This window comes from Mycobacterium nebraskense, from assembly GCF_002102255.1.
Lineage (GTDB): Bacteria > Actinomycetota > Actinomycetes > Mycobacteriales > Mycobacteriaceae > Mycobacterium > Mycobacterium nebraskense.
In genome coordinates this window covers 91,656-111,358 of record NZ_LQPH01000158.1, presented here as the reverse complement: position 1 = coordinate 111,358, position 19,703 = coordinate 91,656, and the positions used below count along the sequence as shown (strand labels likewise).

Annotated in this window: 16 protein-coding genes and 1 pseudogene; 5 read left to right on the top strand and 12 right to left on the bottom strand. The window is 67.4% G+C overall.

The window, feature by feature from the left end; translation table 11 throughout:
• Nucleotides 1-36 precede the first annotated feature (36 nt).
• On the bottom strand, nt 37-2,079 hold the full coding sequence (locus tag AWC17_RS24160) for an NAD(+) synthase (protein ID WP_046186577.1): 2,043 nt from the start codon (nt 2,077-2,079) through the stop codon (nt 37-39).
• A gap of 59 nt (nt 2,080-2,138) precedes the next feature.
• Here AWC17_RS24160 and AWC17_RS24155 point away from each other — a divergent pair, with 59 nt between their 5' ends.
• Both AWC17_RS24155 and AWC17_RS24150 read left to right on the top strand, forming a co-directional pair.
• Nucleotides 2,139-2,678, top strand: coding sequence for a cysteine hydrolase family protein (locus AWC17_RS24155; protein WP_046186576.1), 540 nt, complete (start codon nt 2,139-2,141; stop codon nt 2,676-2,678).
• A gap of 94 nt (nt 2,679-2,772) precedes the next feature.
• Nucleotides 2,773-3,631, top strand: a pseudogene (locus AWC17_RS24150) (Sir2 family NAD-dependent protein deacetylase).
• On the opposite strand, the gene AWC17_RS24145 reads toward AWC17_RS24150, so the two are convergent.
• On the bottom strand, nt 3,628-4,905 hold the full coding sequence (locus tag AWC17_RS24145; protein WP_047323211.1) for a cytochrome P450: 1,278 nt from the start codon (nt 4,903-4,905) through the stop codon (nt 3,628-3,630). The pseudogene AWC17_RS24150 and the gene AWC17_RS24145 sit on opposite strands and share 4 nt — an antisense overlap.
• Before the next feature lie 103 nt (nt 4,906-5,008).
• Here AWC17_RS24145 and AWC17_RS24140 point away from each other — a divergent pair, with 103 nt between their 5' ends.
• From AWC17_RS24140 to AWC17_RS24130, 3 genes are all read left to right on the top strand, one after another.
• A complete protein-coding gene (locus AWC17_RS24140) occupies nt 5,009-5,659 on the top strand; it encodes a TetR/AcrR family transcriptional regulator (protein WP_046187086.1) in 651 nt (216 codons plus the stop codon).
• 86 nt (nt 5,660-5,745) lie between these two features.
• On the top strand, nt 5,746-6,237 hold the full coding sequence (locus AWC17_RS24135) for a MarR family winged helix-turn-helix transcriptional regulator (RefSeq protein WP_046187087.1): 492 nt from the start codon (nt 5,746-5,748) through the stop codon (nt 6,235-6,237).
• A 57-nt stretch (nt 6,238-6,294) separates the two neighbouring features.
• Nucleotides 6,295-6,693, top strand: a complete 399-nt coding sequence (locus tag AWC17_RS24130; RefSeq protein ID WP_046187089.1) for a DUF5313 domain-containing protein — start codon at nt 6,295-6,297, stop codon at nt 6,691-6,693.
• On the opposite strand, the gene proB is transcribed toward AWC17_RS24130, so the two are convergent.
• From proB to AWC17_RS24080, 10 genes are all read right to left on the bottom strand, one after another.
• Nucleotides 6,690-7,802: a glutamate 5-kinase gene (gene proB, locus AWC17_RS24125; RefSeq protein ID WP_047323213.1), complete on the bottom strand. Its 1,113-nt coding sequence runs from the start codon at nt 7,800-7,802 to the stop codon at nt 6,690-6,692. The two genes, AWC17_RS24130 and proB, sit on opposite strands and share 4 nt — an antisense overlap.
• A gap of 55 nt (nt 7,803-7,857) precedes the next feature.
• The gene (gene obgE / locus AWC17_RS24120) at nt 7,858-9,300 is read right to left on the bottom strand and encodes a GTPase ObgE (RefSeq protein ID WP_046186481.1); all 1,443 of its coding nucleotides are present in this window, start codon (nt 9,298-9,300) and stop codon (nt 7,858-7,860) included.
• Between the two features lie 96 nt (nt 9,301-9,396).
• Entirely contained in the window at nt 9,397-9,651 is a 255-nt protein-coding gene (rpmA, locus tag AWC17_RS24115) for a 50S ribosomal protein L27 (RefSeq protein WP_046186480.1), read from the bottom strand.
• Nucleotides 9,652-9,665: 14 nt separating this feature from the next.
• On the bottom strand, nt 9,666-9,977 hold the full coding sequence (gene rplU, locus AWC17_RS24110) for a 50S ribosomal protein L21 (protein WP_007169506.1): 312 nt from the start codon (nt 9,975-9,977) through the stop codon (nt 9,666-9,668).
• Between the two features lie 213 nt (nt 9,978-10,190).
• A complete protein-coding gene (gene rne / locus AWC17_RS24105; protein WP_085165170.1) occupies nt 10,191-13,073 on the bottom strand; it encodes a ribonuclease E in 2,883 nt (960 codons plus the stop codon).
• Between the two features lie 329 nt (nt 13,074-13,402).
• On the bottom strand, nt 13,403-13,813 hold the full coding sequence (gene ndk, locus AWC17_RS24100; protein ID WP_046185968.1) for a nucleoside-diphosphate kinase: 411 nt from the start codon (nt 13,811-13,813) through the stop codon (nt 13,403-13,405).
• Nucleotides 13,814-13,864: 51 nt separating this feature from the next.
• Nucleotides 13,865-14,224, bottom strand: coding sequence for a DUF4233 domain-containing protein (locus AWC17_RS24095; protein ID WP_046185969.1), 360 nt, complete (start codon nt 14,222-14,224; stop codon nt 13,865-13,867).
• Nucleotides 14,221-15,666, bottom strand: coding sequence for a bifunctional tetrahydrofolate synthase/dihydrofolate synthase (gene folC / locus AWC17_RS24090; RefSeq protein ID WP_046185970.1), 1,446 nt, complete (start codon nt 15,664-15,666; stop codon nt 14,221-14,223). Before folC ends, AWC17_RS24095 begins: the two co-directional genes overlap by 4 nt.
• 7 nt (nt 15,667-15,673) lie before the next feature.
• Entirely contained in the window at nt 15,674-18,331 is a 2,658-nt protein-coding gene (locus AWC17_RS24085) for a valine--tRNA ligase (RefSeq protein ID WP_046185971.1), read from the bottom strand.
• A 62-nt stretch (nt 18,332-18,393) separates the two neighbouring features.
• On the bottom strand, nt 18,394-19,653 hold the full coding sequence (locus tag AWC17_RS24080; protein ID WP_046185972.1) for a saccharopine dehydrogenase family protein: 1,260 nt from the start codon (nt 19,651-19,653) through the stop codon (nt 18,394-18,396).
• Between the last annotated feature and the right edge of the window lie 50 nt (nt 19,654-19,703).

Sequence of the window (19,703 nt, the reverse complement as noted above, 5' to 3'; positions counted from 1 at the left end):
GCCCGCCCGGCAGTCCCGGGCGGGCTCATGGGCGTGCTATTCCTCGGGAATCTGCCGCTCGATCTCGTCGAGCCAGATGCGCGCGGACATGTCCGACGGGGCGCGCCAATCACCCCGGGGCGACAGCGCACCGCCGTGGGACACCTTCGGGCCGTTGGGCAATGCCGAGCGCTTGAACTGGCTGAACGAATAGAACCGCTGCACGAAGACCCCCAGCCAGTGCCGAATCTCCTTCAGGGAGTAGACCGGTCGCTTGTCCTCGGGGAATCCCGGCGGCCAGTTGCCCCGCTCCGGGTCGCTCCACGCATGCCAGGCCAGGAACGCGATCTTCGACGGCCGGAACCCGTAGCGCAGCACGTGGAACAACGAAAAGTCTTGCAGGGCATAGGGTCCGACTTTGTCTTCGCTGCTCTGCAGCTCTTCCTCTTCGCCGCTCGGAACGAGCTCGGGGGAGATCTCGGTCTCCAGCACCGACTGCAGCACGTCGGTGACATCGGACTCGAACTGGCCGGACGCGATGACCCAGCGAATCAGGTGCTGGATGAGCGTCTTCGGGACACCGCCATTGACGTTGTAGTGCGACATCTGGTCGCCCACCCCGTACGTCGACCAGCCGAGCCCCAGCTCGGAGAGGTCCCCGGTGCCGAGCACGATGCCGCCGCGCTGATTGGCCAGCCGGAAGAGGTAGTCGGTGCGCAGCCCCGCCTGGACGTTTTCGAAGGTGACGTCGTAGACCTTCTCGCCGCGCCCGAAGGGATGGTCGATCTCCTTGAACATCAGCATTGCGGTCTCGGTGATGTCGATCTCGGAGAAGGTGACCCCGAGGGCGCGGCACAGTTCGATGGCGTTGCGTTTGGTGCGATCGCCCGTCGCGAACCCGGGCAGCGTGAACGCCAGAATGTCGCTGCGCGGCCGTTCTTCGCGATCCATCGCCCGTGCGGCGACGATCAGCGCATGGGTCGAGTCCAGTCCACCGGAGATCCCGATGACCACCTTCGGGTAGTTCAGCGCACGCAGCCGTTGCTCGAGCCCGGCGACCTGGATGTTGTAAGCCTCGTAGCAATCCTGTTCCAGGCGTTGCCGATCGGCGGGCACGAACGGGAAACGCTCGATGTCGCGGCGTAATCCGATATCGCCGCCGGGCGGCTCCAGCCGGAAGTCGACGCGCCGGAACGACTCGGCCGACCCGCGGTGGTGGCGCCGGTTGTCGTCGAATGTCCCCATGCGCAGCCGTTCCGAGCGCAGCAGGTCGATATCGACGTCGGCGACGCTGCGTCGCTCCCCTTTCGGAAAGCGCTCCGATGACGCCAGCAGTTCGCCGTTCTCCCACACCATGGTCTGGCCGTCCCAGGCCAGGTCGGTGGTCGATTCGCCCTCGCCCGCGGCGGCGTAGACATAGGCGGCCAGGCATCGCGCCGATGCCGAGCGGGCCAACAGGCAGCGGTCCTCGGCGCGGCCGATGGTGATGGGGCTGCCGGACAGGTTCGCCAGCACCGTCGCGCCCGCCAACGCCGCTTCCGCACTGGGCGGGATCGGCACGAACATGTCCTCGCAGATTTCGACGTGCAGCACGAAGCCGGGGATATCCGATGCGGCGAACAGCAGGTCGGGGCCGAATGGGGCGTCGGCGTCACAGATCCGGATGGTGCCGCGCTCGTCGTCTCCGGCCGCGATCTGGCGCGCCTCGTAGAACTCCCGGTAGGTGGGCAGGTACGACTTCGGCACCACCCCGAGCACCGCGCCACGGTGAATGACCACCGCGGTGTTGTAGATGCGATGCCGGTAGCGCAGCGGGGCGCCGACTACCAGAACCGGCAGCAGCTCGGTCGAGGACGCGACGATGTTCTCGACGGCGGCTTTGACGTCGTCGAGCAACAGGTCCTGCATCACGATGTCCTCGATGGAGTAACCGGACAGCGTCAGCTCCGGGAACACGGCCACCGCGACGCCGTCGTCGTGACACTCACGGGCCAGCCGCAAGACCGACTCCGCGTTGGCCGCCGGATCGCCGATCGTGGTGTGATGCGTGCACGCGGCGACTCGGACAAAGCCCTGGCTGTAAGCGTTGTAAAAGTCCATCGCCCTTCCATTGTCGCCTGACCGGTGTCAACCCGTGGCCGCCGGGTATCCCCTACATCATGAGCGATACTGCGGTGGTGGTGGTCGACATGATGAACACCTATCAGCATCCCGATGCTGAAGAACTGATACCCAATGTCGGCAAGATCATCGACCCGCTGGCCGATTTGGTCCGGCGCGCACGCGAATCCGACGACGTGGACCTGATATACGTCAACGATAACTATGGCGATTTCGCCGCCCAGTTCTCCGACATCGTCAGCTCCGCGCTCGACGGCGCGCGACCCGATCTGGTGAAGCCGATCATGCCGGCCGGGGACTGCCGCGTGATGACCAAAGTGCGACACAGCGCGTTCTACGCGACCGCGCTGGCCTATCTGCTGAACCGGCTGGAGACCAAGCGGTTGATCATCGCAGGACAGGTCACCGAGCAGTGCACCCTCTACACCGCGCTCGACGCCTACGTGCGCCATTTTCCCGTCGTGATCGCGACCGACGCCGTCGCGGGCATCGACGCTGAACTGGCCGCGACAGCCCTGAAAATGATGGAGAAGAACATGTCCGCGGAACTCACCACGGCCGCGGAGTGCCTCGGCTGACGATCCGCCGCCAGGGTGTGCGCAGAATGCCAGGTTTTGCCGGCGTGTCGCCGGGCAAACACACGCACGCTCGCGCAGGGCTAGCCTCAGATAGGTGACCACCCGCTGCGCCGAATCGCCGGAGCTGGTCGCGGTGCTGGTCGGTTGCCGGATCGCGGTGTTGACGGGCGCGGGCCTGTTCCACGGACTCCGGCATTCCCGACTATCGCGGACCTGATTCGCCGCCCAGCAATCCCATGACTATCCGCCAGTTCACCTCGGATCCGGTGTTCCGGCAGCGCTACTGGGCGCGCAACCACGTCGGCTGGCGACACATGGACGACACCGCGCCCAACGCCGGGCACCGGGCGTTGGCCGCGCTCGAGCGCGCTTCGGTGGTGACGGGGGTGATCACCCAGAACGTCGACCTGCTGCACACCAAGGCCGGCAGCGCGAACGTCGTCAATCTGCACGGCACCTACGCGCAGGTGGTCTGCCTGGGCTGCGGATACACCCTGAGCCGCGCCGCACTGGCCGAACAGCTGGAAGCGCTCAACCCGGGATTCATCGAGCGCGCCGAAGCGGTCGGCGGTCTCGCGGTGGCACCCGACGCCGACGCCGCCATATCCCCGGCCGCCGATACCACGTCGTTCCGCCACCTCGACTGTCCGCGCTGCGGCGGCATGCTCAAGCCGGACATCGTCTACTTCGGCGAAAACGTCGCCAAAGGCGTTGTCGACCAAGCATATTCACTGGTTGATGAAGCCGATGCGCTGCTCGTTGCCGGCTCGTCGCTGACGGTGTTCTCCGGCTACCGGTTCGTGCGTCACGCCGCCGCGCTGAGCAGGCCGATCGCCATCATCAATCGTGGCCCCACCCGCGGGGATGACCTGGCCACCGTCAAGGTCGACGGCGGCTGCTCCGAGCTGTTGGCGCTGCTCGCCGATGAATTATCGCCTATTCCAACGCGTTAGAACGTGCACGGCATGCTGCGGACGGCGTGAATGAAGTTGCCCGCCACGTACGTCGGATCACCCGCCTGAATCTGCGGCAGTTGCCGCAACAACTCGCCGAAGATGGCCCGCAATTGCGCCCGGGCCACATGGGCGCCGAGGCAGAAGTGCACCCCACCGCCACCGAAGCCAACGTGCGGGTTGGGGTCGCGGCTGAGGTCGAAACGCTCCGGATGGTCGAAAGCCTGGGTGTCCCAGTTGCCGGACGGGTAGAACATCACGACCTTTTCCCCCGCCCGGATGGTCTGGCCACCCAGGTCGACATCCTTTGCCGCCGTGCGCCGGAAGGTCATCACCGGCGATGCCCACCGGATGAACTCCTCGACCGCCAAGGGAATCCGGTTGTCGAAATCCTCGAGGAGCCAGGCCCTCTGATCTCCGAAGTCGGTGAGCGCCTTCATCGCATGGCTGGTGGTCTGCCGGGTGGTGTCGTTGGCGGCCACCGCGAGCAGCACGAAGAACGCGGCTACTTCCGCATCCGTCAGCCGGTCGCCGTCCACCTCGGCGTTCACCAGGCCGCTGAACAGGTCGTCGCCCGGCCGCCCGCGGCGGTCGGCGGCCAAGGCGCCGGCGACCTGATGCAGATACATCTGGTTCTCGACCAAGACCTCCAGCGGATTGCGGCCGTCGAGGTAAACCGGGTCGGCCCAGGACACCATCGCATCGGCGGCCTGCGCCACCCGCTCACGCTCGGATTCCGGGATTCCCACCATGTCCGAGAGCGTGCGGATGGGCAGCTGCTTTGCGCACTGCTCGACGAAATCGACGCCGCTGCCGGCGGCCCTGAGCTCTTCGACGATGGCCTTGGCGTTCGCCTTGATCGAGTCCTCGATGCGGCGGACCTGCCGCGGAGTGAACGCTGCGCTGACGAGCTTGCGCAGCTTGGTGTGTCGCGGTGGGTCCATCGCCAGGAAGGATTGCGACGCCTCGAGCAGTTCGGTCGGAACGTTCTCGAAAATCACGCCCTGGCCTGACAGGAACACCTCATTGTTGCGGCTGACCGAGACGATGTCCGCGCGCCGCGTGACCGCCCAGTAGCCGGGGTCGTCGGGATCGGGCATCAGGGCGTCCTCGACCGGTGGGTGCCAGCTCACCGGGCGTTCGGCCCGCAGCACCGCGAACGAACGTTCCCTCTCGGCCGCGGTCGTGGACCAAAACGCGCGCGAGGACAGGTCGATCGGGTCGTAGGCGCGGCCGGGCTTCTCGGTGCCCGACGTGCCGGTCATGACGGTCATGGTGGTCCTCCGTTGCGTATGACCTCGGTCACAGACTGCCAGCGACATTATTCCTAGACATAGTGTCTAGTCAAGTCGTCACATAGCGTTCTATGCTGGTTGAATGCCATCGGTCACCCGTAAGCCGCAGGCGAACCGCGAACAGGAACGTCAGCAGCGGCGAGAACAGATCGAGCGACGGTTGCTGGACGCCACCGAGCGCCTGATGCGCGATGGCGCCAGTTTCACCGAGCTCAGCGTCGACCGGCTCTCGACCGAGGCCGGCATTTCCCGCGCGAGCTTTTATATCTACTTCGAGGACAAAGGCCACCTGCTGCGCCGCCTGGCCAATCAGGTCTTCGCCGATCTCGCCGAGAGTGCGGACCGCTGGTGGAGCGTGTCGTGGCGGCACGATCCCGGAGACGTCCGCGCCGCGATGGACGGCATCATCACCAGCTATCGGCGTCACCAACCGGTGCTGGTCGCGCTCAACGAGATGGCCGGCTATGACCCGCTGGTCGCGGCGACCTACCGCAACCTGTTGACCGCGATCACCGGGCGGATGGCCCGGGTCATCGAGGAGGGTCAGGCCGATGGGTCAATCCGGCCAGAGTTACCCGCGGCCACCACTGCCAACGCGCTGACCTGGATGGTAGAGCGGGCCTGCCAGCAGAACCTCCCGGTGCAGCCGCGCGACTACGACGCGGAACTGGCCGCCACGCTGGCCGAGATCGTCTGGGGTGCCTTGTATCTCAAGGCCACCTCGGTGCGTTGATGCGCCGGGGGTGGTCGGCGGCCGTGACGAAATCTGTGACGAGGACGACATAATTAATGTCCTAACTATTAGGGTAGTATGCAAATATGGCGTCGCTGGCCGCACCGGAGATCGACCCGCTTTCCCTCGAACAGCAGGTCTGTTTCGCGCTGAGCGTGACCAACCGCGCCGTCTTGGCGGTCTACCGGCCGTTGTTGGAGCCGTTGGGGCTCACCCACCCCCAGTATCTGGTGATGCTGACACTCTGGGATCACCAGAAGGCGGCAACGGGCCAGCAGAAACCGCTGTCGGTCAAGGAGATTGCGACGACGTTGCAGATGGATTCGGCCACGCTGTCGCCCATGCTCAAGCGCTTGGAGGGGCTCGGCCTGATCACCCGTACGCGAAGCGCCGTCGATGAGCGCTCCACCGACGTCAAACTCACCGACCGCGGCACCGCCTTGCGTCGACGTGCGCTGAAGATTCCGGCCGCAGTGGTCGCGCGCCTGGGCGTCGGCATGGGCGAACTTCAGCACCTGCACCAGGTGCTCACCCGCATCAATACGGCCGCCTTGGCAGCGGGCGCATTACAGTCCTGAAACCGCCCGCCCATAGGAGTCACCGTGACCAAATCCAAGACCAGCACCAAACCCAACATGTGGCAATACATCGCCTACTCGTATGGGCGATGCCTACCCGACTCGATGCGCGACTGGGTCGCCAACGATCTGGCGGGCAAAGGAGCCGTGCGCCGGCACATGATCCGGTGGGCCATACCACCGCTGTTCGTTCTCGCGCCATTCTGGCTGCTGCCCGCTTCGCTGTACGTGCATAGTGAGATGACGGTGCCGCTCTACACCTGGGCCCTGCTGATCTCGCTCGCGTTGAACAAGGTTTGGCGTCGGCACCGGCTGGCGCAGCATGGCCTCGACCCGAACCTGGTCGATGTGATCAAGAACAAGAAGCAAGCGAGGATGCACGAAGACTACGCCCGCCGTTTCGGGCCGCGTCCCGAATCGGCGGCCTGGCAGGACAACAGCAACCCCTTCAGCTAGCCGACCTGTACCGCCACCAGGTCGTCGGCGTGCACCGCGGGCCTGCGCAATTCGCCGGGTAGCTCGGAGGTCGACCGGCCGATCATGGTCGCCAGTTCGGTGGCGTCGTAGGCCACCACGCCCCGGGCCACCATGGCCGCGTCCGGGCCGCGCAATTCGACGACGTCTCCGGCATAGAACCGGCCCGACACCGCGGTGATACCCGCGGCCAGCAGCGAGCGACGCTGGGCCACCACCGCGCGCACCGCGCCCTCGTCCAGGATGAGCGCGCCCGCCGCCTCGGCGGCATACCGCACCCAGAACCGGCGGGCCGACATCCGAACGGGCCGTGCGGCAAACACCGTGCCGACCGAGGCGTCGGTGAGCGCGGTCGCGGCGTCGGCCGCGGCGGCCAGCAGGACCGGCACTCCGGCGTCGGCGGCCAGCAATGCCGACGACACCTTCGACACCATTCCGCCGGTACCAAGGTCGCTGCCCGGCCCGGCGACCACACCGGACAGATCCCCCGCACCGGAGACCTCCGCAACGAATCGCGCGCCCTGCGTTTTTCGGGGATCTGAGTCGTACAGACCGTCAATGTCGGAGAGCAGCACCAGGGCTCCGGCGCCGACCAGGTGAGCCACCAGCGCCGAAAGCCGATCGTTGTCGCCGAACCGGATCTCGTTGGTGGCCACCGTGTCGTTCTCGTTGACGATCGCCACCGCGTGCAGGGCCCGCAGCCGGTCCAGGGTGCGCTGGGCGTTCGTGTGCTGAGCCCGCATGGAGATATCGTGCGCGGTCAGCAGCACCTGCCCCACCGTGCGGCCATACCGCGCGAACGCCGCGCTCCAGGCGTTCACCAGCGCGACCTGCCCGACGCTGGCCGCGGCCTGCTTGGTCGCCAAATCCTTGGGGCGACGGGTCAATCCGAGGGGCTCGATCCCGGCGGCGATGGCGCCCGAAGAGACGATGACGACGTCGGTGCCCGCCTTCATGCGCGACTCGATGGCGTCGGCCAGCCCGGCCAGCCGGCCGGCGTCGAATACTCCCGACGCTGTGGTCAGCGCGTTGGTCCCGACCTTGACCACCAGGCTGCGCGCGGTCCGGATGGCCTCACGATGAGCGGTCACGATGCGCCGCTCTCCCCGCGAGCGGGCGATGCTCCCACTGCATCGTCACCGGCGCTCACGACTCGTCACCGCGCTCGCGGCGCTGACGGCGAGCCGCCTTGCGCTCCGCGGCACCGGCGCGCTCGCTGCGTTCCAGCCGCACATCGGTTCCGCGGCCCGACATCGCAACGTGTTGTCCCGCAGGCGTTTGCGGCTCCCAGTCGAATGTCATGTCCCCGATCGTCACGGCGCACCCGGGTTGCGCGCCCAGCCGCAGCAGCTCCTCCTCGACACCCAGCCGGGCCAGGCGGTCGGCGAGATAGCCCACGGCTTCGTCGTTGTCGAAGTTGGTCTGCCGGACCCAACGCTGAGGCCGGGCGCCGGTGACCACAAAGCCGCCCTCACCGTCGGGCTCGACGGTGAAGCCGCTGTCGTCGACGGGAACCGGGCGGATCACCGGCCGCCGTGGCACGATCTGCGGCCGGGCGGCGTTGTATTCCGAGATCATCCGCCAGAGCCCGAAGACCAACGGCTGCAAGCCTTCCCGCGACACCGTCGACACGAGGAATACCGGCCACCCGCGCTCGGCGATCTCGTCGCGGACGAATTCGGCCAGCTCGCGCGCCTCGGGCACGTCGATCTTGTTGAGCACCACCGCCCGTGGCCGCTCGGCGAGGTCACCCAGCGTCGTATCCCCTTGCAGGGTAGGCGTATACGCGGCGAGTTCGGATTCCAGCGCGTCGATGTCGGAGATCGGGTCGCGGCCCGGCTCCGAGGTGGCGCAATCGACGACGTGCACCAGCACGGCGCAGCGCTCGATGTGCCGAAGGAAATCCAGGCCCAGGCCGCGGCCCTGCGATGCGCCGGGAATCAGGCCCGGCACGTCGGCGACGGTGAAGGTGTGCTCGCCGGCCGACACCACGCCGAGGTTGGGCACCAGCGTGGTGAACGGGTAGTCCGCGATCTTCGGTTTGGCCGCCGAGATCACCGACACCAGTGACGATTTCCCGGCCGAGGGGAACCCGATGAGGCCGGCGTCGGCGACGGTCTTGAGCTCGAGCGTCAGGTCCCGCGCTTCGCCCTGCTCTCCGAGCAGCGCAAAGCCGGGGGCCTTGCGCGCGCGCGACGCGAGTGCCGCGTTGCCAAGGCCACCACGGCCACCGGCCGCGGCTTCGAAGCGGGTGCCCGCACCCACCAGATCGGCCAGCAGGCGACCGCTTTCATCCAATACGACGGTGCCGTCGGGGACTTTGACTTCCAAATCCGCGCCGGTCGCTCCGTCGCGGTTGTTGCCCATCCCCTGTTTGCCCGACGGCGCAGTGACGTGCGGATGGAAGTGAAAGTCCAGCAGGGTGTGCACCTGCGGATCGACGACAAACACGATGCTGCCGCCGCGTCCACCATTGCCGCCGTCGGGACCACCCAACGGCTTGAATTTCTCACGATGGACCGAGGCGCAGCCGTTACCGCCGGAACCCGCACGCGCGTGGATGACGACCCGATCGACAAATCGAGGCATCGAATACCAGCCCTTCGAATGTCACGCCAGGGCGAAATACCTCGCGAAGCCGCCGCAGCGTTCCCCGCACGGGGGCGGTGCCCCCGGCTCGCGAGGCTAGACCTGGGGCGTGATGCTGACGGTTTTGCGTCCGCGCTTGATGCCGAACTCGACGGCTCCGGCCGCCTTGGCGAACAGCGTGTCGTCGCCGCCACGCCCGACGTTGAGACCGGGGTGGAACTTGGTGCCACGCTGGCGAACGATGATCTCGCCCGCCTTGACGATCTGGCCGCCGAACCGCTTGACACCCAGCCGCTGAGCGGCGGAATCGCGACCGTTTCGCGAGCTGGAAGCGCCCTTCTTGTGTGCCATGTCTGTCGCCTTTGCTACTTGATCCCGGTGACCTTCAGGACCGTCAGCTGCTGACGGTGTCCCTGACGCTTGTGGTAGCCGGTCTTGTTCCTGAACTTGTGGATACGGATCTTGGGGCCCTTGGTGTGCTCGAGCACCTCGCCGGTCACCGCCACCTTGGCCAGCGCGGCGGCGTCGGTGGTCACCTTGGCGCCGTCCACGACGAGGGTGACGGGCAGCGACACATTCGCGCCCGGGTCGGAGTCGAGCTTCTCGACCTTGACCACGTCCCCGACGGCGACCTTGTACTGCTTGCCGCCCGTCTTGACGATTGCGTAGGTCGCCATCGTTGCTCCTGCCTTCTTTCCTCTGCTCAGCCGCTTCTTCGGCTCTTCGCGCGCGAGCCACCGGCGGTGCGCTCGAACAAGCTCAGTGGGTCTTGGGTGCGGGTCTGCGCCGACTGCCCGGGAGTCCCGCTGTCGCCGGCCAAAGTCCGAACGGCCTGGCGACAACTGTCCTAGGGTACTTGACCAGCGGCTACAGGGTCAAACCGGGCCAGGTCAATCGGCGTGGATCGGCGGGCCGGCCGGCCTGCCCGCCGCGCGGCGCCGCCGCGGGCGTTCGAACCCCGATCCGGCGTTGACGGACCCTCCGGGACCTTCGTCGGAGTCGGAGTCATCGGAGTCGGAGTCATCGGCGTCGGAATCATCCTCGACGTCCAGGTCGTCGTCGTCCATCTCCAGGTCGTCGTCGTCATCGCCCAGGTCTTCCTCGTCGTCGAGGTCCTCGTCGTCGTCCTCGTCGAGATCTTCGTCGGTGTCGTCGTCAGAGTCGTCGGTGTCTTCGTCAGACTCCTCGAAGTCCTCCTGATCGGTGTCCTCCGCGTCGGCCATATCCCGCTGCTTCTGCTCGTCGAGCTCGTCGGTCGGTTCCTCGGCGGACTCGTCGGATTCTTCGTCGTCACGGCCGGTCTGCCCCGGCCCGCCGGCGGCCATCGCCTTGAACATCGGGTGCTCACCGGGAGCGTGCGTGGGCACCTTGGCCACCACCGGCTCCTCGGCGCGGTTCTTCTTGGAGCGCCTGCCGCGGCGACCACCGGACTCGGACTTGCGCCCGTTCGAGGGGGCCGAATCCACCGGGTCGGTGTGCAGCACGATCCCCCGGCCGCCGCAGTGGGAGCACGAGGTCGAGAAAGCCTCGATCAGCCCGGTACCCAATCGCTTGCGGGTCAGCTGAACCAAGCCCAGCGACGTCACCTCGGACACCTGATGGCGGGTGCGGTCACGGGCCAGCGCCTCGGTCAGCCGCCGCAACACCAGGTCGCGGTTGGACTCGAGGACCATGTCGATGAAGTCGATGACCACGATGCCGCCGATGTCGCGCAGCCGCAGCTGGCGCACGATCTCCTCGGCCGCCTCGAGGTTGTTCTTGGTGACGGTCTGCTCGAGGTTGCCGCCGGACCCGGTGAACTTTCCGGTGTTGACGTCGACCACCGTCATGGCCTCGGTCCGGTCGATCACCAGGGTGCCGCCCGACGGCAGCCACACCTTGCGCTCCATCGCCTTGGCGAGTTGTTCGTCGATGCGATGCACCGCGAAGACATCGGGCCCCCCCTGACCGTCCGGGCCGCTGGGCGGCTCGTACTTGTTCAGTTTCGAAACCAGATCGGGCGCAACGGAATTCACGTATTCGGTGATAGTCGTCCACGCTTCGTCGCCGGAGACGATGAGGCCGGCGAAGTCCTCGTTGAACAGGTCACGGATGACCTTGACCAGCACGTCCGGCTCTTCGTAGAGCGCGACCGCCGCGCCGGCGGCCTTCTCCGTGATCTCGGTCGCCTTGGCCTCGATTTGCTTCCAGCGCTCCTGCAGGCGAGTGACGTCGTTGCGGATGTCGTCCTCTTTGACGCCCTCGGACGCGGTGCGGATGATCACCCCGGCGTCGGTCGGCACCACCTCGCGCAGGATTTCCTTGAGCCGCTGCCGTTCGGTGTCGGGCAACTTGCGGCTGATCCCGGTCGACGACGCACCGGGCACGTAGACCAGGTATCGACCGGCCAGCGACACCTGGGTGGTCAGCCGGGCGCCCTTGTGCCCGACGGGGTCCTTGCTGACCTGGACCACGACATAGTCGCCCGGTTTGAGCGCCTGTTCGATCTTGCGGTCGGACCCGCCCAGCCCCGCGGCTTCCCAGTTGACCTCGCCGGCGTAGAGCACGCCGTTGCGGCCGCGGCCGATGTCGACGAACGCCGCCTCCATCGAGGGCAGGACGTTCTGCACGATCCCGAGGTAGATGTTGCCCACCAACGAGGCGGAAGCGGCCGACGTCACGAAGTGCTCGACGACGATGCCGTCTTCGAGCACCGCGATCTGGGTATACCGGGCCCCCTGATGCGGCGGCTCGATGCGGACCCTGTCCCGCACGACCATGACCCGTTCGACGGCCTCGCGGCGCGCCAGGAACTCCGCCTCGGTCAGTACCGGTGGGCGGCGCCGTCCGGCGTCGCGGCCGTCTCGGCGCCGTTGCCGTTTGGCCTCCAGCCGAGTGGAGCCGTCGATGCCCTTGATCTCGGCGTTGGACGAGCCGTTGCCGCCATCGCCGCCGTTCTTGCCGTTTCGCGGCGGCCGCTCGTGCACCACCGTGTTGGGCGGGTCGTCGGGCGATGAGGATTCGTCACCGTCGTCACCCGAGCCCGACTTGCGGCGCCGGCGCCTGCGGCGCCGGCGGGTGGCGCCCTCCGCCGAACCGTCGTCACCGGTGTCATCGGAGTCCGAATAGTCAGAGCCCTCTTCGTCGTCGCCGTCCTCGGCGTCGGAGGAGTCGCCCTGACTCGCCTTCTGGCGCCGCTGTTGCGGCTCGTCGTCGTCACCGGCGTCGTTTAAATTATCGGCCCCGCCCTGCTCGCCGCGGCCGCGGCCGCGACCGCGACGGCCTCGACGTCGCCGCCGGCTGGCCGGCCGATCGTCCTGCTCGTCGTCTTCGTCGTCGGTGTCGGAATCGTCGGGCTCGTCGGAGTCGGTGCCCTCGTCGGCGTTTCCGTCGTCTTCGTCCTTTATCGGCTGCGGCGCGACGAACAGCGGCATGTAATGCGGCCGCTCGGCGGCGTTCTCCGGGGCCGCCAGCATCAGCCGGGATTCGGGTTCCTCGGCCGCGGCTTCGACGCTTACATCGCCGGCGACCACGGCGGCCGCACCGCCGTCCGCATTCTCGGCGCCCTCGTCGGGCTGGGCGGCCAGCAGATCGCGAACCCGGACCGCGTCATCGCGGTCCACGGTGGAATGCGCGCTGCGTATCCGCCCGTCGAGTGCGCTCAGCGCGTCCAACACCCGCTTACTGGTGGTTCCCAGAGTTCGGGCCAGCGAATGAACTCTCAGACGGTCCGGCAGTTCGTCGTGCCGGGTCGGCTCTTCGAATGACTCTGTGGATGGTGCACCGTCTACCACGTATTCTCCTCAAGCCCCCGGGCGCGTCCTTGCGACGCGGCCACGCGAGGGCTTCGCTATGGGCCCGGATAACTTCCCCCGGGCTTGTGATGGTCTCGCCCCGAGAGGTTCGCGGAGAACGCACTCGGCGCCGTGCTGAATGACGGCCTGACATGCCGCGCACCAACGCGGGGTGGCGATGATCGCGCTTGTCTAAGTCTTCATTCGGGTGTCCGACACCGGTCCGGCGACGTTCACCCTTCATCAGTATCCCACATCACTCGGCGAGCCAACCCGCCCCTGAGCGAACGCGCTGTCAGCGGCGCGGCGCGGCCTTGTTAGCTGGGGCGCTACGCCTCGGGAAACCAGAGCGCGATTTCGCGCTTCGCGGACTCGGTCGAATCGGACCCGTGCACCAGGTTGAACTGCGTCTCCAGCCCGAAATCGCCCCGGATCGTGCCCGGTGTGGCCTTGTCCACCGGATCGGTACCGCCCGCGAGCTGCCGAAACGCGGCGATCGCCCGCGGTCCCTCGACGATCGCGGCCACCACGGGCCCCGAGGTGATGAACTCCAACAGCGATCCGAAGAACGGCTTGCCTTCGTGCTCGGCGTAATGCTCGGCGGCCAGGTCCTCGCTGACGCGCCGGAGCTCCAGCGCAGCAATGGTCAGGCCCTTCCGCTCGATGCGGCCGATGATCTCCCCTACCAGCTGCCGCTCGACGCCGTCCGGCTTGATCAGTACCAGGGTCCGTTCGGTCACGGCGGACAGCGTACAGCGGCGATTGGGGCTGGGGCCTCGGGGACGGTTGCTCTACCGCTGGCGGCGCCGTACCTCGGCGCGGAAGTACGCGATCAAAGCCCACAGCCCGGTGAACAGCACCCCGATGAATCCCACGCCCGGGTACACCACGAAGCCGGCGAGCACGATCAGTTGGACACCGAGGTTCGCCCAGATCGCCCAGGGCTTGCGTTGCACCCCGCCCAGCAGGATGAGCAGCGCGGCCAAGCCGATGAGATAGCCCAGCGACACGGGCGTCAGTCCGCCACCGACCGCGCTCACCACCGGGATCGCCAGCAACACCACGATCGCTTCCAGAAGCAGCGTCGCGGCCATCACCGCGCCGAAGCTCCGCCACGGGTCGGCCGGCGGGGCCGGGTTTTGGTCGGTCATTCCGGATCACGACCGAACAGGGTCCGTGCCGCCCCGGCAGTGACGACCGAGCCCGTGACGACGATCCCGGTACCCGAGAAGGCGTCGGCGTCCCCGTCCAACGCCGCGTCGTCGACCAGGGCGGTCGCGGCGTCGATGGCGTCGCGCAGGTTCTCGGCGGAAATCACCCGATCCGGTCCGAACCGCTCCCCCGCGGCCAGCGCCAGCGACTCGACGTCCAGTGCCCGCGGCGACCCGTTATGGGTCACCACGACGGCGTCCAACACCGGCTCGAGTGCGGCGAGGATGCCGTTCACGTCCTTGCCGGCCAGCACGCCGAGCACACCGACCAGATACCGGAAGTCGAATTCGTCGCTCAGGGTCTGCGCCAGCGCGGCCGCACCCGCAGGATTGTGCGCGGCGTCGATGAACACCGTGGGCGCGCTGCGCATGCGTTCCAGCCGACCGGGACTGGTGACGGCGGCGAATCCGGCCCGCACCGCCTCGACGTCGAGTTGCCGCTGCGCGCCCGCGCCGAAGAAGGCTTCCACCGCCGCGAGGGCCACCGCCGCGTTGTGCGCCTGGTGCTCGCCGTGCAGCGGCAGATAGATGTCGGAATACACGCCGCCGAGGCCCTGCAGCTGCAGCACCTGTCCGCCGATGGCGACCTGACGCCCCAAGACCGCGAACTCCGAATCCTCGCGGGCCACCGCGGCGTCGGCGCGCACGGTCTGGGCCAGCAGCACTTCCATCGCTTCCGGCACCTGGCGCGCGATGACGGCGACGGTGTCAGGGGCGCCTTCGGGAGCGTGGGTGATGATGCCGGCCTTTTCGCCGGCGATGCCGGCGATGTCGTCACCGAGGTATTCGACGTGGTCGATGCCGACCGGGGTGACGACGGCCACCGGCGCGTTGATGACGTTGGTGGCGTCCCACCGCCCGCCCATGCCGACCTCGATGATCGCAACGTCGACGGGGGCGTCGGCGAACGCCGCGAACGCCATGGCGGTCAGCACCTCGAACTTGCTCATTGCCGGGCCCCCGGCTGCCTGTGATTGCGCGTCGATCATGTGCACGAAGGGCTCGATCTCCCGGTACGTCGCCACGTACTGCGCCGGGGTGATCGGCCGTCCGTCGATCGCGATGCGCTCAACCGCCGATTGCAGGTGCGGGCTGGTGGTTCGCCCGGTGCGCCCGTGCAGTGCGGTGACCAGCGCGTCGACCATGCGGGCGACCGAGGTCTTGCCGTTGGTGCCGGCGATGTGGATCGAGGGATAGGCCAGCTGTGGCGAGCCCAGCAAGTCCATCAGGGCGCTGATCCGGGTCAGGCTCGGCTCGATCTTCGTCTCCGGCCAGCGCTGGTCCAGCAGATGTTCGACCTGCAGCAGGGCGGCGATCTCGTCCGGGGTGGGAGCCAGGCTGGTGGCCTCACCGCGCTCGGGCCAGTCGGACGGCTCGGTCATCGAACACTCATCGCAGGTCGGCCAGGCGCGCGTTGATCCGGTCAGTCTCGTCCTGGGCCACGCGCTGACGGTCCCGGATCTTGCCGACGACGTTCTGCGGGGCCTTGGCCAGGAAGTCCTCGTTGGCCAATTTGGCGGTGGTCGACGCCAGTTCCTTTTGCGCCGCGGCGAGGTCCTTCTCCAGGCGGCGGCGTTCGGCGGCGACATCGATGGTGCCCGAAGTGTCGAGTTCGACGACGACCGTGCTGTCCATGGTGGGGCCGAGTCGCACCTCCAACGACACCGACGGCTCGAAATCGTCGCCCGGCGCGGTGAGCCAGGCCAGCGACGTCACCGAGGCCACCTGGGCGCTCAGATCGGCGCTGTCCAACCCGCCCAGCCGGGCCGGCACTTTCTGCCGATCGGCCAGGCCCTGATCGCTGCGGAACCGGCGGACTTCGGTGACCAGCCTTTGCATATCGCTGATCCGTTGTGCGGCAACGGGATCCAGGTCTATACCCGACGATTGGGGCCAGTCGGCGATCACCAGCGACTCCTGGCTGGTCAGCGCCTGCCACAACGCCTCGGTGAGGAACGGGATGACGGGGTGCAGCAACCGCAGCAGCGTGTCCAGCACGGCGGCGAGCACGGCGGTGGTGTGTGCGTTCCCTTCGGCCAGCTGCGTCTTGGCCAATTCGACGTACCAGTCGCAGAATTCGTCCCATGCGAAGTGGTAGAGCGCTTCGCAGGCGCGGCTGAACTCGTAACCGTCGAGGGCCGAATCAACTTCGGCGCGAACCTCTTCCAGCCGTCCCAAGATCCAACGGTCGGCATCGGTCAGCTCGTCTTGTGCGGGCAGCAGTGCGACGTGTGCGCCGTTGAGCAGCGCGTAGCGGGTGGCGTTAAACAGCTTGGTACAGAAATTGCGTGACGCCCGCACGGCGTCCTCCCCGACGGACAGGTCACCGCCGGGGCTGGCACCGCGGGCCAGCGTGAACCGCAGCGCGTCCGCGCCGAACATGTCCACCCAGTCCAGCGGGTCGATGACATTGCCCTTGGACTTACTCATCTTGCGACCGAATTCGTCGCGGATCAGCCCATGCAGGAACACATCGGTGAACGGCACCTGCGGCCCGCGGCGGCCGTCCAGGGTGATGGCCTCGTCACCTCCGACGAAGGTGCCGAACATCATCATGCGGGCCACCCAGAAGAACAGGATGTCATAGCCGGTGACCAAAACGCTTGTCGGATAGAACTTTTCCAGTTCCGGCGTTTTGTCCGGCCAGCCCATCGTGGAGAACGGCCACAGGGCCGAGGAGAACCAGGTGTCCAGGACGTCGGGGTCCTGCTCCCAGCCCTCCGGCGGCGTTTCGTCCGGCCCGACGCACACCTGCTCGCCGCCCGGCCCGTACCAGATCGGGATGCGATGGCCCCACCACAGCTGCCGGGAGATACACCAGTCGTGCATGTCGTCGACCCAGGCGAACCAGCGCGGCTCCAGGCTGGCGGGATGAATGACGGTGTCGCCGTTGCGAACCGCATCACCGGCGGCCTTGGCCAGCGATTCCACCCGGACCCACCATTGCAGCGACAGCCGCGGCTCGATCGGCTCCCCGCTGCGTTCGGAATGCCCGACGCTGTGCAGGTAGGGGCGCTTCTCCTCGACGACACGATGCTGGGCTGCCAACGCCTCACGCACCGCGACCCGGGCCTCGAAGCGGTCCATACCGTCGAATTGTGTTCCGGTGTCGGCGATTCTGCCCTTGGTGTCCATGATTGAGATCATTGGCAGTTGGTGCCGTAGGCCGATATCGAAGTCGTTCGGATCGTGGGCGGGCGTGACTTTGACCGCGCCCGTGCCGAATTCGGGATCCACGTGTTCGTCGGCGACGATTGGGAGCTGCCGGTCGGCGAAGGGGTGCGGCAGGGTGGTGCCGACCAGGTGGCGGTAGCGCTCGTCCTCGGGGTGGACCGCGATGGCGGTGTCACCGAGCATCGTCTCGACCCGCGTGGTGGCGACCACGATGTGCGGTTGCGCGTCGTCGAGCGAGCCGTAGCGGAACGACACCAGTTCGCCTTCGACGTCAATGTAGTTGACCTCGAGGTCGGAGATCGCCGTCTCGAGCACCGGGGACCAGTTGACCAGCCGCTCGGCCTGATAGATCAGCCCCGCGTCGTAGAGCCGCTTGAAGACGGTGCGCACCGCTCGCGACAGACCCTCGTCCATGGTGAACCGGTCGCGGCTCCACGCCACTCCGTCACCGAGCCGGCGCATCTGGCCGCCGATGGCACCGCCGGACTCACGCTTCCAGTCCCACACCTTTTCGACGAACAGCTCCCGGCCGAAGTCCTCCTTGGTCTTGCCGTCGATTGCGAGCTGCTTTTCCACCACGCTCTGGGTGGCGATGCCCGCATGGTCCATACCCGGCTGCCACAGCACCTCATAACCCTGCATCCGTTTGCGACGGGTCAGGGCGTCCATCATGGTGTGTTCCAGCGCATGGCCCATGTGCAGGCTGCCGGTCACGTTCGGCGGCGGCAGCACGATCGAGTACCCGGGTTTGGCGCTCGTCGGGTCCGCCTCGAAGTAGCCCGCGTCGAGCCACTTCTGGTAGATCGCGCTTTCGGCGGCAGCGGGATCCCACGACTTGGGCAGGTCGGTGGCGGGGCTGCGGCTGGCGGTCACCCGTCAATTCTAGGGAGCGCCGTTTACCTCGATGTAAGTGCCCAAATCGCAGGTGAGTCGGGTCACTTTGTGAGCCGGTCGACCTGCAATGTCACACCGGCGGCGGGGAACCTGGCCAGCAGGGCGTCACCCATCGCGGCCGCGGGGGTGAGCACGCCGTGCAAATTCGGCAGCTTGTCGCGGTCGAATGCGAGCGCAAGGCCGCACTCCCCCAACAGCACCGAGGTCGCCTTGTAGCCGGGGTCTCCGCGCTGCTCCATGCGCGCGGCGTAGCGCGCGCCGGTGGTTGTGGTGGTGTAGGTCTCGATCCGGTAGTAGCCGCGCTCGCGCGCCGCCTCGCTGGGGCCCGTCCCGGGCTTGGGGACGATGCGCTCCACCAGCCGGCGGGGCAGCAGCCGGAAATAGCGGCTGCCCAATCCGAAGGTGGCGTTGGCTACCCCACCCACCGCAGCGGATGCCAGCGGTGCCAGCGGCGACGACCCCAGGCTCATGCTTTCGGTGTAGCGGAATTGTCGGCCGTACGCCCAGTCCAGTAATGCGTTGCTGCGCCGCACGATACGGGTGTTGTAGGGCGCCATCACGAATCCCGACGTCCACAGCCCGCTCAGTTCCGGCGCGATCTGACGACCACGGCGCCACGGCAGGTCGGGCTGCGGGCCGATTTCCGGCTCGGCGCTGCGGTCGGTGCTCAACGTGTACGGGTCGGCGAGCTGACGGCGGGCGTCGGGATCGCGGGAAGCCCTGTCCAGCACTTCCAACATCGACGCGACGGTTCCGCCGGATACTCCGCCCGAGAAGGACCGCACGACGAGGTCGGTGTCTGCGAGCTCTCCGGCGCCGTCGTCCCGTGCGGCCCGGTACAGCGCATAGACACTGAGGTCTGAAGGGACGGAATCGAATCCACAGGCGTGCACGATGCGGGCGCCGGTGTCAGCGGCCTGCTTGTGGTACAGGTCGATGCTCTCGCGGACGAACATCGCCTCGCCGGTCAGGTCGGCGTAGTCGGTGCCCGCCGCCGCGCACGCGGCCACCAGTGGCAGCCCATAGCGGGTATAGGGGCCGACCGTGGTGATGACCACCTGGGTGCGGGTCGCCATCTCATTCAGCGTCGACGGCGACGAGGCGTCGGCGGCGACAAGCGGCCAGGACTGCGCGGACTCGCCCAGTGTGTCGCGGACGGCCCGCAGCCGTTCGGTTGACCTGCCGGCCAGCGCCACCCGCGTGCCAGGCCCGGAACGGGCCAGGTATTCGGCGGTCAACTTCCCGACGAAGCCGGTCGCCCCGTACAACACGATGTCGAATTCGCGCGGCGTTGCGGTCACGGGCCCGACGCTACCCGACCCGCTAATAAGTAATGCCGGGCCATGGCCCG

Excerpts from the sequence above, each read along its gene's own strand:
- AWC17_RS24160 (WP_046186577.1), bottom strand. The coding sequence starts at position 2,079 with ATGGACTTTTACAACGCTTACAGCCAGGGCTTTGTCCGAGTCGCCGCG.
- AWC17_RS24130 (WP_046187089.1), top strand. The coding sequence starts at position 6,295 with ATGTGGCAATACATCGCCTACTCGTATGGGCGATGCCTACCCGACTCG.
- rpmA (WP_046186480.1), bottom strand. The coding sequence starts at position 9,651 with ATGGCACACAAGAAGGGCGCTTCCAGCTCGCGAAACGGTCGCGATTCC.
- AWC17_RS24145 (WP_047323211.1), bottom strand. The coding sequence starts at position 4,905 with ATGACCGTCATGACCGGCACGTCGGGCACCGAGAAGCCCGGCCGCGCC.
- AWC17_RS24140 (WP_046187086.1), top strand. The coding sequence starts at position 5,009 with ATGCCATCGGTCACCCGTAAGCCGCAGGCGAACCGCGAACAGGAACGT.
- rplU (WP_007169506.1), bottom strand. The coding sequence starts at position 9,977 with ATGGCGACCTACGCAATCGTCAAGACGGGCGGCAAGCAGTACAAGGTC.
- folC (WP_046185970.1), bottom strand. The coding sequence starts at position 15,666 with ATGACCGAGCCGTCCGACTGGCCCGAGCGCGGTGAGGCCACCAGCCTG.
- AWC17_RS24095 (WP_046185969.1), bottom strand. The coding sequence starts at position 14,224 with ATGACCGACCAAAACCCGGCCCCGCCGGCCGACCCGTGGCGGAGCTTC.
- AWC17_RS24135 (WP_046187087.1), top strand. The coding sequence starts at position 5,746 with ATGGCGTCGCTGGCCGCACCGGAGATCGACCCGCTTTCCCTCGAACAG.
- obgE (WP_046186481.1), bottom strand. The coding sequence starts at position 9,300 with ATGCCTCGATTTGTCGATCGGGTCGTCATCCACGCGCGTGCGGGTTCC.
- AWC17_RS24155 (WP_046186576.1), top strand. The coding sequence starts at position 2,139 with ATGAGCGATACTGCGGTGGTGGTGGTCGACATGATGAACACCTATCAG.